This is a genomic window from Flagellimonas okinawensis, from assembly GCF_029194005.1.
In the GTDB taxonomy this organism is placed as follows: Bacteria; Bacteroidota; Bacteroidia; order Flavobacteriales; family Flavobacteriaceae; genus Flagellimonas; species Flagellimonas okinawensis.
In genome coordinates, this window is the sequence record NZ_JARFVA010000010.1 from 40,271 (window position 1) to 54,277 (window position 14,007).

A 14,007-nucleotide genomic window follows, 5' to 3' on the forward strand; every position below is an offset into this window, starting at 1 on the left:
GACCGTTAAACATCTATTATCAAGAGACAATGAAAATAATACAAACTGGATTTTTAATAGCAATAGTCCTTTTCTCTACAACTATTTTTGCTCAATCTGAAATCGAAGCCTTTGTCCAAGAAGGAATTCAGTATCACGATAGCGGAAATTATGAAAAAGCAATTGAAACCTATCAAAAAGCATTAAAACTAGACCCTAAATCTACGCTCGTTAATTATGAAATTGCGTTAAGCTATTTTACAAAAGGCGATTATAAGGAAGCTGTAAAGTATTCCGATGTAGTACTCAAACATAATGAGGATTACCTGCTTCAAGCATATATAACCAAAGGTTCGTCTTTGGATATGCTCGGTAAAACCAAAGAATCGATTAAACTATTTAAAAAAGCCATTAAAAAGGTGGATGGACATTACCTGCTCCATTATAATTTGGGCTTGAATTATTTTAAAACAAATGATTTTGATGCTGCGGAAGAAAATGTAATAAAAGCTATTGAACTAAATCCCAATCATTCCAGCAGCCATTTGATGTTAGCACATATCCATAACCAAAAAGGTAACTCTGTTCAAACTTTACTCGCTACGCATTATTTCTTGTTTCTAGAACCTAACAGCAATAGAGCTTTAGAAGCATATGCTATGCTTCAGAAAAACTTTGGAGGAAATGTAACTAAAGATGAGAACAAAGCCAATACCATAAATATTTTACTTTCATCAAACAATGACAGTCAATTTGGAGCGGCAGAGTTAATGGTTTCAATGCTGGAGGCTTCTAAATCATTGGAAGAAAATGAAGGAAAAACGGATGATGAAATGTTTGTCCAGAATACGGAGAAATTTTTCAAAATTCTTGGTGAACTGAAAAAGAAGAAAGACAAAGAAATTTGGTGGACTTTTTACACTCCTTTTTTCTATGACATAGCAAATAGCAAGCACTTAGAAACCTATTGCAAATACATTTCCCAAATTGGTGATGAAAATTCAAAAAGGTGGATTGCAGAAAATGAAAGTCAACTCAATGAATTTGACCAGTGGCTAAAAACCAATTAAAACACCTCCCCCACCGCTTCAATGGTCTTATCCAAATCGGCATAACTAAGGGCATCGTTTAAAAAGTAGCTCTCAAACGCAGAGGGCGGTAAGTACACCCCGTTCTCCAACATTCCGTGGAAGTATGTTTTAAAGGTATCGTTGTTCCCTTTCGCCGAGCTGGCAAAATCCACCACAGGCTCGTCCGTAAAATGCACGGAGATCATACTACCAAATCGGTTAATCTGGTGGGTCACCCCTTTTTCGGTCAAAGTTTGGGCAATGCCCTTGTGCAGATATTCCGTTTTTTCGGCCAAGCTGGTAAAAATTTCAGGTTGGTTGTTCAAGGCGGTCAACATGGCCAGTCCAGCACTCATCGCCAAAGGGTTTCCGCTCAAAGTTCCTGCTTGGTACACGGGGCCTTCGGGTGCCAAATGGGACATAATTTCAGCTCGGGCCGCAAACGCCCCAACAGGCAATCCACCCCCGATTACTTTTCCGAACATCACAATATCGGCATCAATGCCCAAGGCTTCCTGTGCACCTCCTCTTCCCAGACGAAAGCCAGTCATTACCTCATCAAACAGCAACAAAATGCCTTCTTGGGTGCAGAGTTCACGTAGGCCTTTTATAAATTCCTCTTTTGGGATAATACAGCCCATATTCCCCGCAACGGGTTCCAAAATAATGGCAGCAATCTCGCCTTTATTGGCTTCCACCAAGGCTTTTACCCCTTCCAAATCGTTGTAATCTGCCAACAGCGTATCCTTGGCCGTGCCCTGCGTTACCCCAGGACTGTTGGGACTACCAAAAGTAACGGCACCGCTCCCCGCTTGTATCAAAAAAGAGTCGGAATGGCCGTGGTAACAACCCGCAAATTTTATGATCTTGTCCTTGCCCGTGTACCCGCGCGCGAGGCGCACCGCACTCATACAGGCTTCGGTACCACTGTTCACAAAACGGATTTTATCAATGTTCGGCACCATGGATACCGCCAACTTAGCAAGTTCCGTCTCAATTTCGGTGGGTGTTCCAAAGGAAGTTCCTTTTTTGGCCTTCTCGATTACTGCATTGATCACCGGATCGTAAGCATGACCCAAAATAAGCGGACCCCACGAAGCAATGTAGTCGATAAGTTGGTTGCCGTCTTCATCGTACAGGTAGGCACCTTTGGCCTCCTTGATAAAAATAGGGTCGCCCCCTACCGCTTTAAATGCTCTTACAGGTGAGTTTACGCCTCCAGGGATATATTTTTTGGCCTCTGCGAACAAGGCGCTGCTTCGTTGGTAGATCATGCTATGTTTTTATTAAAATCGTCATGCTGAATTTATTTCAGCATCCCATCATCATTGGACTTTCTCCCATGAGAACCTGAAACAAGTTCAGGTTGACTTTTGTCAGTTCGAGCGCAGTCGAGAACTAAACGGCACCACATCTCGACTGCGCTCGATGTGACAAGCCCTATAGAATTCGTCCTGCTTTCAGCAAAGGTAATGAGGATAAAACTTTTTGGGAAATGGAAAATGGTCGGAAATGAGATTCTTCGCACTGCTCAGAATGACATACAAACCCGAATCATATCCAATCAGCTTGCTCCAAATGAGAACCTGAAACAAGTTCAGGTTGACGTTTGTCAGTTCGAGCGCAGTCGAGAACGACAATACAAAAACCGACTTAAGCACCTCTCAGCTTGGCTCGGGATGACAATTAAGCGCTCCTTTTATAACTTAAAGTAAAAAGTAAGTTGAGCTACTAGCCAAAAATCCTATGATTCAACCGTCGAACTATCCAAACATCGTATCATCGAATCATCGAACAATCCAATGATCGAACCATCCAGAAATCGAACCATCCAAAAAAATTCAATGACTACTGCGCCACCCGAATATTGAGCACTTGCCCAATGGAAATAATGTTATCGTTGAGATTGTTAAGACGTCGAAGTTCGTCCACCGAAATATCGTAGCGTTTGGAAATGGCATAGAGCGTATCCCCCTTTTTAACGGTATGGGTAAACACCTCATATTGTCGCGTTTCACGAACAGTGGGCAATCCATTCGCCACTACGGCCTCATCAAATTTATGAAGATCATAGCGCTCGATCAGGGCTATCAATTTTTGTGGATACTTGCGGTCTGTCGCATAGCCGGCCTGTCGTAAGCCATGCGCCCATTTTTTGTAATCGTCCCGCTTGTAATTGAACAAAAAGGCATAACGGGAACGGGTAGACAAGAAAATACTATGATCTCGGAAAGAATACATAGGGTGGTTGTACTTTCTAAAACACTCCCCTTTGGCATCATCATCATGAAAATCGAATTCGCCTTCCCAACCGGTATGGCATTTAATCCCGAAATGGTTGTTGGTCTTCAGCGTAAGTTCTCCACGACCAGAGCCACTTTCCAAAATACCCTGCGCCAGGGTAATGCTGGCAGGAATACCAAAAGCACGCATTTCATATTGCGCTATTTCGGCAAAATTTTCAATATAATCTTCGGTATCAGAAATCGGAAAACGTTCAAAACGTCCAGTATCCTCGGGCATGGGATACAAATCCCGAGCTTCCTCGGTGTCGAGGTCTTTGGTGGTTTTAGCGGTGGGGCGTTCCGTATTTACCACTACGGGAGCTCCTTTTTTTTGTGTTGTCCTTCTTTTTTTGGCCCCACAACTAGAGAGCAGAAGTGCCGCAATCAATACATATCCTATTCGCCTGATCATACGTCCAATAACGGTAAATTTTTCTTTTTCAGTATATGGTTCATCCCCTCTATGCCCTGCAACCCTCCTGTATGGATGGCCAAAATTTGGGTTCCAGGTTGAAAAACATCCCTTTTAATGAGATCAAAAATACCAAAAAGCATTTTTCCTGTATAAATGGGATCTAAGGGTATCCCCGTTTTGCTTTTAAAGAGGTTGATGAAAGCTACCAGCTGTTGATCTACTTTTGCGTAACCTCCAAAATGATAGTCGGTTACAAGTTGCCAACGCTTATTCTGAACAAATGTACGAATCTCCTCGATTAAAAAATCACCTTTAAGGGCAGGGAACCCCAAAACGGTCTGATGAGGCAAGGAAGCATTGATGAGTCCGGCCACCGTACCACCTGTACCGGCAGCACTGCAGATGTAATCGAACTTGGCATCTGCATCGGTCAAAATTTCGGTACACCCTTTTACGGCCAATGCATTGGTTCCGCCTTCGGGCAAGAGATAAACATCGCCAAACCTTTCCCTTATTTGTTGCAAAAAGGCCGGCTCACTTTTAAGTCGGTAATCGCTTCGCGATACAAAATAAAATTCCATCCCATGCCGATGCGCCAGTTGTAAAGTGGGATTGTCCTGCCATTTGAACGCCAATTCTTCACCGCGAATTACGCCAATGGTTTTTAATCCCTGCTCTTTACCTGCATAAGCTGTGGCGGCTATGTGGTTGGAAAAGGCACCACCAAAGGTGAGCAAGGTATTTTTGCCTTGTTTTTTGGCTTCGAGCAGGTTGTATTTTAGTTTACGGTATTTGTTTCCAGAAATAAAAGGATGTATCGTATCCTCTCTTTTTATGTAGAGTTGAATGCCCTTTTCAGTGAGAAGAGGCATATCTATATGCTCATTGGGAATGTTCAATCCTAATTATTAACGGGTCAGATACTTTAAAAATCCAAAGGTCTTACGTTTGGAAAGATACTGCATATCGTTTTCATTGGCATAGGCCTCACGCTCAAAACTGATATTCTGATAGGCCCGGTAACTATCCAAATAAAGTATGGTACGGAACAACCATTCGGATATGTAAAGAAGGTAAAACGGAAGAATCAACAACTCGCGCTGCTGCTTTAGGTGAATGCGTTCGTGGTTGATGAGGACCTCGTCCGATTTTAAAGACCCTTCCTTTAAAATAATGAAAGGCCATAGCGAAAGCCCCACATAATTTTTATAAAAGAAATGTTTAAAGACAAGTATCACCTGTTCGCTATCATTAGTTGGTATAACAAATATAACAGCAAAAAGGCCTCAAAATTGGGCACTTACCATAAATTGATCAACATTTTCGGTGAACAACCATGTTTTCAAAATCTTAAATACTTACTTATTTTCCCACAAAAGCCATAATTTTATATAGTAAATCAGTAGCCATAAATGAAAGAGCGGATACCCTTGGAAGAGGGAGATTACTACCTATCGGAACAAGGATACAGGGTGTTTACAGAAAAATACCTTCTAAAACGTGGGTACTGTTGTGAGAGTGGCTGTCGCCATTGCCCTTACGGATATAATGCAAAAACCAATACTCAAAATTAAGGTTTCGGCATAATATTTGTGACTTATTTAATTACATCTCAAGAATTTAAAAAAAGTACTATGAAAAGTTTAAAACATCTTGCACTCATCGTTTTTTCCTTTGGATTATTGGCTTCTTGTACTTCCGTTCGTGTAGTTTCGGATTACGATCAAAAAGCCGATTTCAATACCTATAAAAGCTATGCATTTTATAAAACTGGTATCGACAAGGCACAAATCTCAGATTTGGACAAAAAAAGAATTTTAAGGGCCATTGAGGCCGAATTGGGTTCTCGCGGTTTCGTTAAATCCGACAATCCCGATGTATTGATCAGCATTTTTACCAAAGAGCGCGAGCGTGTTGATGTTTACAACAACTACGGTTGGGGCTGGGGCGGCTTCTACAGTCCTTGGGCCTGGGGTCCCGGTTGGGGCTGGGGCTGGGGCGGCAACAATGTGAGCACCCGCACAGAAGGTTCACTATACATTGATGTAATCGATGCCAATAAAAAAGAATTGGTATGGCAAGGTCGTGGTGTAGGAACATTGAACAATACCAAAAACATAGAGAAAAAGGAACAGCGCATCAAAGAATTTGTTTCGCAGATCCTTGAGGAGTACCCACCGCAAATGGCCGTGGCCTCCAACTAAATATATTGGGAAGTTGTCTAAATGAAAAATGTCAGGTTGAGCGCAGTTGAAACCTTTTTAAGGCACAATGCTTAAATTCTCGACTGCGCTCGAATTGACAGTAAAAACTTGTTTAGACAACTTTCATTTTTACCTCCCTTAACTTTCCTTAAGACAATTTCCATTTCCTATTTTGTATCTTTAAGTCGCTTAAAAAACACTTATGAGCTACGAATCGAATCCCATTCTTGATAAATTACCGAAGCACCTTAAACAATTCATAAAACCACAGAATTATGACGAGTACACCGCTATCGACCAAGCGGTTTGGCGCTATGTGATGCGCAAGAATGTGGACTATCTCAGTAAAGTGGCCCATAAATCGTATGTGGACGGTTTACAAAAGACAGGGATTTCCATTGACCATATTCCCAATATGTACGGCATGAACCGTATTTTAAAGGAAATTGGATGGGCAGCGGTGGCTGTGGACGGCTTTATCCCCCCTTCCGCTTTTATGGAATTCCAGGCATATAACGTACTAGTAATCGCTTCGGACATTCGTCAGCTTGAAAATATTGAATATACGCCGGCTCCCGACATCATACATGAAGGAGCAGGACATGCCCCTATAATCGCCAATCCGGAATATGCGGAATACTTGCGCAGGTTCGGTGAAATTGGCTGCAAGGCCATATCCAGCGCCAAGGATTATGAATTGTACAATGCGGTGCGACACCTATCCATTATCAAGGAAGCCAACGGCACACCCCAAAGTGAAATTGAAGAAGCAGAAAAACACATTGAGTACCTCCAAGAAAATATGGGAGTTCCCAGTGAAATGGCACTTATTCGAAATTTGCATTGGTGGACGGTCGAATATGGATTGATCGGTACGGTGGACCAACCAAAAATTTATGGAGCGGGATTGCTTTCCTCCATCGGGGAAAGTGCCTGGTGCATGACGGATAAAGTCAAAAAAATCCCGTATTCGATTGAAGCGGCCCGCACGGAGTTTGACATTACCAAACCTCAACCACAACTATTCGTAACCCCTGATTTTGCTTTTCTGAGTCAGGTATTGGAAGATTTTGCCAATACCATGGCCGTGCGTACCGGAGGCCTGTCCGGGGTAAAAAAACTTATCGGCTCCAAAGCACTTGGCACCATAGAATTGAGCACAGGATTGCAAATTTCGGGTGAGTTCAGCAATGTTATTGAAGATGATGGCAAGCCTATTTACATCCAAACCACAGGCGGAACAGCATTGGCCTATCGTGAAAAAGAGTTGGTAGGACACAGTACAGCACACCATGCCGAAGGCTTTGGTTCCCCTATCGGAAAACTAAAAGGCATCAATATTGCCATTGAGGACATGGGACCTCGTGACCTTAAAGCTTACAAAATTTACGAGGGCGAGCAAATCGCGCTCGAGTTTGAAGGTGGTATTAAAGTGGAAGGAACCATTATTACAGGAACACGCAACCTGATGGGCAAAATTATATTGATCACGTTCGAAAATTGTACAGTTACCCACAAAGACAACGTACTTTTCCAACCCGAATGGGGTTTATACCATATGGCAGTTGGCCAAAACATTGTGTCGGCCTATAATGGTCCTGCAGATTTGAACAGTTTCGACTTGATCACGCATCAAATCACGGAAAGTACGATCAAATCTAAAAAAGATGCCAAAAGATTGGAATTGGAACGATTCTACGAACAAATAAGGCACTTTAGAGAAGGTACGAACACCACGGTTTCCCGTAACAAAGTCTTCCAGGCCCTGAAAAATGACCACCCAAAAGACTGGCTACTTCCTGTGGAATTGTATGAGCTGGCCAAACAGGATAACAACAAAGAATTTCAGCAAGAGATTTTAGATCACTTGGAACATATTAAACGGGACAACCCAAAAGTGGGGCATTTAATTGATGATGGCCTGCAATTGGTAGACACTTCATTGGTAAGCTAAAACCCAAGTTTTTCAATATTATCGCTAGTGCGTTTCAATTGGGGCACCGCTGCCTTGGTCACCGGGTAATAGGATAGGTTATATTCTTTACCATTTCTTCGGAGACCCAATTCAACCTCATGGTCAATGCTGCCCTGCCAAATACTTCGGGAGAACACCTCATCACCTGCTCTAACTCCAGCCTCCCAAGCCTTGCTGCCTTCAACAACACTGGCTATTTCCTTCCTGTCCTCCGAAAATTCGAATCCGAGTTCGTAAATATCACTTTCAGGACTGTATTCCAACTCCAATTCATCAAACAGTTTGGGCAAATCCACTTTTTGACCTTCTTCAATATGCTTTTGAAAGACCGTTTGAAAATCTCCATCCCAAAATTCACCCATCACCTCAATAAAATAATCATGGGCAAGTTTTTGGTCTTTGGAAGTGGCATCAGCATAAATTTGATGCATTACATCATCCAGACTTTGTTTTCCGTTACTGGTTTGTTGAATTTTAAGATCAAGATAAAAGGCAAAAATCGCCCCTCTCCAATATGGCAGTTTGGAATATTCATAGTTGGTCCAAAAATTTTCATAGTTGATCTCTGAATTTGGAGCTTCCGCTACCGATGAAGCATAAAGGTCACGAATGGTCCTATTAAACTCATCAATAAAAAAAGTGCCGTCCAAACCATTGATCTTGTTCTTAGCGATATTTTTGAAGGTATAATACTCCGTAAATCCTTCGCTGAACCAATATTGCTCCTCCTCGTTATCGGTATTAATGGTGTGCCCGATCCAATTGTGCATTAGCTCATGATTAAAGAGATACACCATCTGCCCAATATCGGTTTGATCGTTGTTGGAAACCGATGTTGCAAAGGAATTGGTAAGTCCGGTACCTTGAAAACTACTGCCGTTCTCCTGTGGAAATGGTTGTAGGGTCACCGTAAAATAATCTTGGGAATGATCGTTCCAAAAATTACGCTGATGGGTCAACGTTTCCTTTAGCACCTTAAAAACTTCTTCATCTTTAAATGGAATCCATTCACCTCGGGTTGCCAAACTGATTTGGTTGCCCTGTATCTCACCATTGAACACCCTAAAATCACCACCAACAAAAATGGCGCTTCCAAACAAATCCATATCCTGGTCGTTCAAAAATTGAACCTTTTCCTTACTGCCAAAACTATTGTGAACAACATATTGCTCGGGAAAAGCAGACCAGTCTAGGAGTATATCCTGACTGCTTTCAGCGTTTTCGGGCACCATAAACATATTGTGCGAAAACAAATGAAAATAATCTTGGTTGATGATGGGGCGATACGTTTCACGAGTGGTGACATTTCCCTCGAAGTCCTGTTTCAGAAAATACTGGAATTCCAGTTTATCCACTCCTTTGGGATGCATCAACACAATTCGTCCACTATCTGCATCCTTTTCAACGGCACCTTCAACATTCAACAGCTCCATTTTTCCCAAGGAATTGTACAACCCCTCTTCACCCCACGCATTATCAGGAAAAGATAAGGCCGTTGTGCCATCAGCGTTGGCTTCCAAGGTCATTTTAATTTTAAGTTGCGGAATACTGTCAACCATTACCGGGGCAATCACATAGCTGATATCGGTTTCGGGCTCTTGTTGACAGGAAAATAAAAAAGTGGCTAAAAGGGCGGTTAGTAGTACTCTTTTAAACATGGTATTAATTGATTGATGTACCTAATAGACGCATCAAATACGGAAATGTGACAGCTTATTCCAAAAAAGTTTTTAATTGCTCAGAATTTTCCACGGGAGCATTCTCGAACACTAGGGTCCAGCCCATGGTGTTGGTCAGCACCAATATTCGTGAAAGTTCGCTCACCAAACGATTTTCTGCATTGGAACGCAAGGCAGATTGCTCAACCTTCTTCATTAAAGAAGCATTTACGTTTCGTTTAATGGCATTGTAATCCCCTGCATTAAATGGGTTCAGATAATCTGCGGTAACATCGTAGTACTCAAAATCGGGACTGATTTTTATTTCCGGTTCTGGAATCTGGGCAATGGTAAGTACTTTTTGTTCTTCGTCCACTTTATAATCAATTTTGGACATATCGTATGCAATGGATACATCTGCATTGACCACTACCAATGCTTTTTTATGGGCTGTGACCAACGGACCGAACAACTCTTTGGAGTCCTTGTAATTATACACTTCCGCAAAATGCCCTTCGGTGACCACCAATTTGGAAACATTGCGTAATTCTTGCTGAATTAGCATGGAGTTTTCCTCTAAAATGGATTTCTGTTCATGGTCATCAGAACACGATTTATAGACCAAAACCGAGGCCAATGCTATTACCGCCCCTACTAGTACTTTCTTCATTTATTAAAATTTCATGAAAGGATACCTTTCTTGAAGATACGTAATTTTTGCACGGAGCGATGTTTTGAACTTTTGATGTGCTTCGGAGTCGGGATTGAATGGACGGTGCAACAACCCTTTTTGAACGGCATCCACCTCATCCATCACAGCATATGATTTTGAAGAAATCCAGACAGATTTAAATTTTTCCCAAATGTAATCTACTGCTAACTGATTGGGATGAACCATATCCGTCCCATAAAATCGATAATCGCGCAGCTCGTCCATCATAATTTCATAAGATGGAAAGTAAGCAAGCTCTCTCGACTGCGCTCGAGATGACAAAAGGGAGTGAATGGCTGTAATTAAGTGTGCCTTGCTTCGCTGGTTCTCCACAAAACCATCTTTGATATGACGAACAGGTGAAATCGTACATATAATTTGAGCCTTGGAGTTCACTCTTTGAATCAAGTCAATTATATTCCGAAGACTCAACTTAATTTCCTCTACGCTCAATAACTTTTTAGTGAATTGCTTTTGGGGAACCTTGTGGCAATTGGCCACTATTTTATCTAAAGAATGATGCTCGTACACCCACGACGTCCCCAAGGTAATGATGATGTGGGATGCGATCCCCAGATTTTCCTTGGTTTCCTCCAACCTTTGGTTGAGTAAATTCAATAAGTTTTCAGGATTATCGGAACGCAAATCGGAATGCGCATCAAAACAACGCCAAATACCCTCCTGCTCAAAGATTTCTTCTTGTTGATAGGGTTTTCCTTGAATCGCTCTTTGCACCAAATTTTCAATGGCCAACGGATGAAACAATATCCCAAAGGGGTTTTGTAATTGTTGGAACTGAAAATAATCTAGCTTCGCTCCTATATTTTCCACAAAACAAGACCCAAATAGCACCAACTTACTTTGATAATCGATGGGATTATCGCTAGGTGTTAAAGGCAACTTGGTTTGTAGCTCCATTTGATTTATTAAAATGTCAGTTCGAGCGCAGTCGAGAACAACATGGCACCACATCTCGACTGCGCTCGATGTGACAAATGTATTCTCAGTAAACTATTTTAGATACTCCTGCACTTTATCAAGCGCTTCAGGGATTCCATCAGGGTTCTTACCCCCAGCGGTTGCGAAGAACGGTTGTCCACCGCCACCTCCTTGGATGTATTTGCCCAGTTCGCGGACAATTGTCCCCGCATTTAGGTCTTTTTCTGCTACCAAATCTTTGGAAATATAGCAGGACAATATGGCTTTCCCATCTTTTTCCGAAGCTAGAAACAGGAATAGCTTATCTACCTGACCTCCCATTTCAAAGGCAAGATTCTTGATCCCACCTGCATCCAAATCCACTTTTTTGGCCAAAAATTTAGCACCGCCCAAATCTTCCAATTCGGCAATCAGTTCGTTTTTGAGCCCCTTGGCCTTATCTTTCAACAGTTGCTCCACCTGTTTTTTAAGGGCAGCATTTTCCTCTTGCAAGCTGGCCACGGATTTCACCGGGTCCTGAGCATTCTTCAACATATCCTTGATCTCAAAAAGCATCCGGTTATTGTTGAAGTAGAATTCTTTAACGGCATCAGAAGTAATGGCTTCGATTCTACGAATTCCAGCAGCAACAGCGCCTTCTGAAACGATTTTAAAATGCCAGATATCAGCTGTATTCTTTACATGGGTACCTCCACAAAGTTCTATAGATTGCCCGAAACGGATAGTTCGCACCGTATCTCCATATTTTTCTCCAAAGAGTGCCATGGCCCCTTGGTCCATAGCTTCTTTCATGGGAACATTTCGGCTTTCTTCCAAAGGAAGATGTCCATCGATACGTGCATTCACAAAATTTTCCACTTCCCGTAGTTCTTCTGTGGTCAATTTGGAAAAGTGTGAGAAATCAAATCGCAGGTATTTGGAATGTACAGCAGAACCTTTCTGTTCCACATGAGTTCCCAAAACCTCCCGTAATGCTTGGTGCAATAAGTGTGTAGCGGTATGGTTGCTCTCCGTTCTTCTTCGCTGTTTTTCGTCCACCACTGCTTTAAATGTTCCGGAAACTTCTTTCGGCAACGACTTTGCAAAATGAACGATTTCATTGTTTTCCCTTTTGGTATCCACGATATAGGTAACATCGCCATTTGGAGCTTCCAAATATCCCTTATCCCCTACCTGGCCACCACCTTCGGCGTAGAACGGGGTCAAATTGAACACCAATTGGAACTGATCACCATCTTTTTTGCTGGTGACCTTTCTGTATTTTACCAACTTTACATTGGCTTCCAAACTATCATAACCTATAAATTCCTGTTCGGTATCGGTCATCAATATATTCCAATCGTCCTTGGACACCTCGGAGGCGGCTCTGGAACGATCTTTCTGTGCTTTCAATGCTTTTTCAAAGCCTTCCGTATCCAATTGATAGCCTTTCTCTTCTAAAATCAGTGCGGTCAAATCTATTGGAAAACCAAAGGTGTCATAAAGTTCAAAAGCCTTATCGCCTGCTATGGTTTTATCTTTGGATGACTTTATTACAGAGTCCAACAACACCAAGCCTTGCTCCAAAGTGCTCAAGAAAGAGCTTTCCTCCTCTTTGATCACGTTTTCAATCAACTGGTATTGCTCCTTCAATTCTGGGAAAGCTTTGCCCATTTGCTCGCTCAGCACTTTTACCAATCGATAGATAAATGGTTTGTTGGTATCCAAAAAGGTAAACCCATAACGAATGGCGCGGCGTAATATCCTTCGTATCACATAACCTGCTCCAGTGTTGCTCGGCAACTGCCCATCTGCAATGGAAAAAGCCACAGCCCGAACGTGGTCCGAAATAACGCGTATGGCAATATCGGTCTGTTCATCGGTTCCGTATTTTTTTCCGGTGATGATTTCAACTTCTCGAATGAGTGGCGTAAAAACATCGGTATCGTAATTGGATTGCTTGCCTTGAAGCACCATACAAAGGCGCTCAAAGCCCATTCCGGTATCTATATGCTTTTCTGGAAGTGGTTCCAAACTACCATTGGCCTTACGGTTGAACTGCATAAAAACCAAGTTCCATATCTCCACCACTTGTGGGTGGTCCTGGTTCACCAAGGAAGCCCCATCAACTTTTGCCTTTTCTTCTTTGGAGCGGATATCCACATGGATTTCGGAACAGGGTCCACAGGGACCTTGATCTCCCATTTCCCAAAAGTTGTCCTTTTTGTTCCCTTTGATGATTCTGTTCTCGGGTACAATCGCCTTCCATAAATCGTATGCTTCTTGGTCCAGCGGAAGGTTATCATCTTCGCTACCTTCAAAAACAGAAACATACAAACTGTCCTTGTCTATTTTGTAAATCTCGGTGAGCAGTTCCCAAGCCCACGCAATGGCTTCCTTTTTAAAATAATCCCCGATACTCCAGTTCCCCAACATTTCAAACATGGTGTGGTGATAGGTATCTTTCCCCACCTCTTCAAGGTCGTTGTGCTTTCCACTTACCCTTAAACATTTTTGGGTATCCGTTAAGCGCTTGCTCTTTGGAACGGAATTCCCCAAAAAGTACTCCTTGAACTGGTTCATACCTGCATTGGTGAACATCAAGGTAGGGTCGTCCTTCATCACCATGGGTGCTGATGGTACAATCTTGTGGTTCTTTTCTTTGAAAAAGTTTAAAAACTGGTTTCTAACTTCTTGGGATGTCATTGAATTCCTAGGGTTTTCTTAAATTTAACAGTTTAAGCAAAACAATTTTTATATTTGTTTGTTCTGTTTAAAATGAGTGAGCAAA

The 14,007-nt window shown here is 42.1% G+C and carries 12 protein-coding genes; 4 read left to right on the plus strand and 8 right to left on the minus strand.

Annotated elements, in window-relative coordinates:
• The first annotated feature begins 29 nt into the window (after nucleotides 1-29).
• On the plus strand, nucleotides 30-1,049 hold the full coding sequence (locus PY091_RS18035) for a tetratricopeptide repeat protein (RefSeq protein ID WP_275650885.1): 1,020 nt from the start codon (nucleotides 30-32) through the stop codon (nucleotides 1,047-1,049).
• On the opposite strand, the gene hemL is transcribed toward PY091_RS18035, so the two are convergent.
• The 4 genes from hemL to PY091_RS18055 form a co-directional block, all read right to left on the minus strand.
• Entirely contained in the window at nucleotides 1,046-2,323 is a 1,278-nt protein-coding gene (gene hemL, locus PY091_RS18040) for a glutamate-1-semialdehyde 2,1-aminomutase (RefSeq protein ID WP_275650886.1), read from the minus strand. The two genes, PY091_RS18035 and hemL, sit on opposite strands and share 4 nt — an antisense overlap.
• Before the next feature lie 574 nt (nucleotides 2,324-2,897).
• Nucleotides 2,898-3,746: a glucosaminidase domain-containing protein gene (locus PY091_RS18045; protein WP_275650887.1), complete on the minus strand. Its 849-nt coding sequence runs from the start codon at nucleotides 3,744-3,746 to the stop codon at nucleotides 2,898-2,900.
• Complete coding sequence (locus tag PY091_RS18050; RefSeq protein WP_417957524.1) at nucleotides 3,743-4,621, minus strand: 1-aminocyclopropane-1-carboxylate deaminase/D-cysteine desulfhydrase; 879 nt, start codon at nucleotides 4,619-4,621, stop codon at nucleotides 3,743-3,745. The genes PY091_RS18045 and PY091_RS18050 overlap by 4 nt, the downstream gene beginning before the upstream one ends.
• Before the next feature lie 36 nt (nucleotides 4,622-4,657).
• Nucleotides 4,658-4,987: a hypothetical protein gene (locus PY091_RS18055; protein WP_275650889.1), complete on the minus strand. Its 330-nt coding sequence runs from the start codon at nucleotides 4,985-4,987 to the stop codon at nucleotides 4,658-4,660.
• Between the two features lie 174 nt (nucleotides 4,988-5,161).
• Between PY091_RS18055 and PY091_RS18060 the strand changes: the two genes are divergently transcribed.
• From PY091_RS18060 to PY091_RS18070, 3 genes are all read left to right on the plus strand, one after another.
• Nucleotides 5,162-5,323 (plus strand): DUF5522 domain-containing protein, encoded by a 162-nt coding sequence (locus PY091_RS18060; protein WP_275650890.1) that lies wholly within the window; start codon nucleotides 5,162-5,164, stop codon nucleotides 5,321-5,323.
• A gap of 60 nt (nucleotides 5,324-5,383) precedes the next feature.
• Nucleotides 5,384-5,953 (plus strand): DUF4136 domain-containing protein, encoded by a 570-nt coding sequence (locus tag PY091_RS18065; protein ID WP_275650891.1) that lies wholly within the window; start codon nucleotides 5,384-5,386, stop codon nucleotides 5,951-5,953.
• Nucleotides 5,954-6,155: 202 nt separating this feature from the next.
• The gene (locus tag PY091_RS18070) at nucleotides 6,156-7,907 is read left to right on the plus strand and encodes an aromatic amino acid hydroxylase (RefSeq protein ID WP_275650892.1); all 1,752 of its coding nucleotides are present in this window, start codon (nucleotides 6,156-6,158) and stop codon (nucleotides 7,905-7,907) included.
• On the opposite strand, the gene PY091_RS18075 is transcribed toward PY091_RS18070, so the two are convergent.
• The 4 genes from PY091_RS18075 to alaS all read right to left on the minus strand — a co-directional run bounded on the left by PY091_RS18075 (nucleotide 7,904) and on the right by alaS (nucleotide 13,922).
• Nucleotides 7,904-9,586, minus strand: coding sequence for a M1 family aminopeptidase (locus PY091_RS18075; protein ID WP_275650893.1), 1,683 nt, complete (start codon nucleotides 9,584-9,586; stop codon nucleotides 7,904-7,906). The genes PY091_RS18070 and PY091_RS18075 overlap by 4 nt on opposite strands.
• Before the next feature lie 55 nt (nucleotides 9,587-9,641).
• Complete coding sequence (locus tag PY091_RS18080; RefSeq protein ID WP_275650894.1) at nucleotides 9,642-10,256, minus strand: DUF4230 domain-containing protein; 615 nt, start codon at nucleotides 10,254-10,256, stop codon at nucleotides 9,642-9,644.
• Between the two features lie 3 nt (nucleotides 10,257-10,259).
• Nucleotides 10,260-11,216, minus strand: coding sequence for a GSCFA domain-containing protein (locus PY091_RS18085; protein WP_275650895.1), 957 nt, complete (start codon nucleotides 11,214-11,216; stop codon nucleotides 10,260-10,262).
• 93 nt (nucleotides 11,217-11,309) lie between these two features.
• Complete coding sequence (gene alaS, locus PY091_RS18090; protein WP_275650896.1) at nucleotides 11,310-13,922, minus strand: alanine--tRNA ligase; 2,613 nt, start codon at nucleotides 13,920-13,922, stop codon at nucleotides 11,310-11,312.
• Between the last annotated feature and the right edge of the window lie 85 nt (nucleotides 13,923-14,007).